The organism is Caballeronia sp. ATUFL_M2_KS44 (assembly GCF_023630965.1).
Taxonomy (GTDB): Bacteria; Pseudomonadota; Gammaproteobacteria; order Burkholderiales; family Burkholderiaceae; genus Caballeronia; species Caballeronia concitans.
In genome coordinates this window covers 1-594 of the sequence record NZ_JALQEA010000026.1, presented here as the reverse complement: position 1 = coordinate 594, position 594 = coordinate 1, and the positions used below count along the sequence as shown (strand labels likewise).

At 53.4% G+C, this 594-nt stretch carries 1 protein-coding gene and 3 tRNA genes; all 4 read left to right on the top strand.

Features of this window, described 5'->3' with window-relative positions; all coding sequences use genetic code 11:
- Nucleotides 1-168 precede the first annotated feature (168 nt).
- Nucleotides 169-254 (top strand) — tRNA-Tyr (locus NCR39_RS12550).
- Nucleotides 255-284: 30 nt separating this feature from the next.
- Nucleotides 285-358, top strand: a tRNA-Gly gene (locus tag NCR39_RS12545).
- Nucleotides 359-374: 16 nt separating this feature from the next.
- Nucleotides 375-449: transfer RNA gene (locus NCR39_RS12540), tRNA-Thr, on the top strand.
- A 62-nt stretch (nucleotides 450-511) separates the two neighbouring features.
- On the top strand, nucleotides 512-594 hold an 83-nt coding region (locus NCR39_RS12535; protein ID WP_042615313.1), incomplete at its 3' end, for a GTP-binding protein.

Genomic DNA, 594 nt, shown 5'->3' with positions numbered 1-594 from the left:
GTGTGAAAGTAGGTAATCGTCAGGCTCCTCATGCCGCAAACAAAAACCCCACCCCGAAAAGGTGGGGTTTTTGCGTTTCGTCTCACTATAAGTGAGAGCCTCGTGTTCTGGGTTACAAGAAACGCTTGACAAGAGCATGTTGTTACCCCATAATCGATAGTTCTCTGCGGAGGGGTGCCCGAGTGGCTAAAGGGGGCAGACTGTAAATCTGTTGGCTTACGCCTACGTTGGTTCGAATCCAACCTCCTCCACCAGAATTCAAGCGGTAAGGGAATCCAACCTTCGCGGGTGTAGCTCAATGGTAGAGCAGAAGCCTTCCAAGCTTACGACGAGGGTTCGATTCCCTTCACCCGCTCCAATGTCGGTTAATTAGTGCCCATGTGGCTCAGTGGTAGAGCACTCCCTTGGTAAGGGAGAGGTCGGCAGTTCGATCCTGCCCATGGGCACCAGTCGTATCAGTCTAGTAAGTTGCGCGCGGCGCAAGGTGCGAAAATCCTGTTAGGAGTCGAAAATGGCCAAAGGTAAATTCGAGCGGACCAAGCCGCACGTGAACGTGGGCACGATCGGTCACGTTGACCACGGCAAGACCACGCT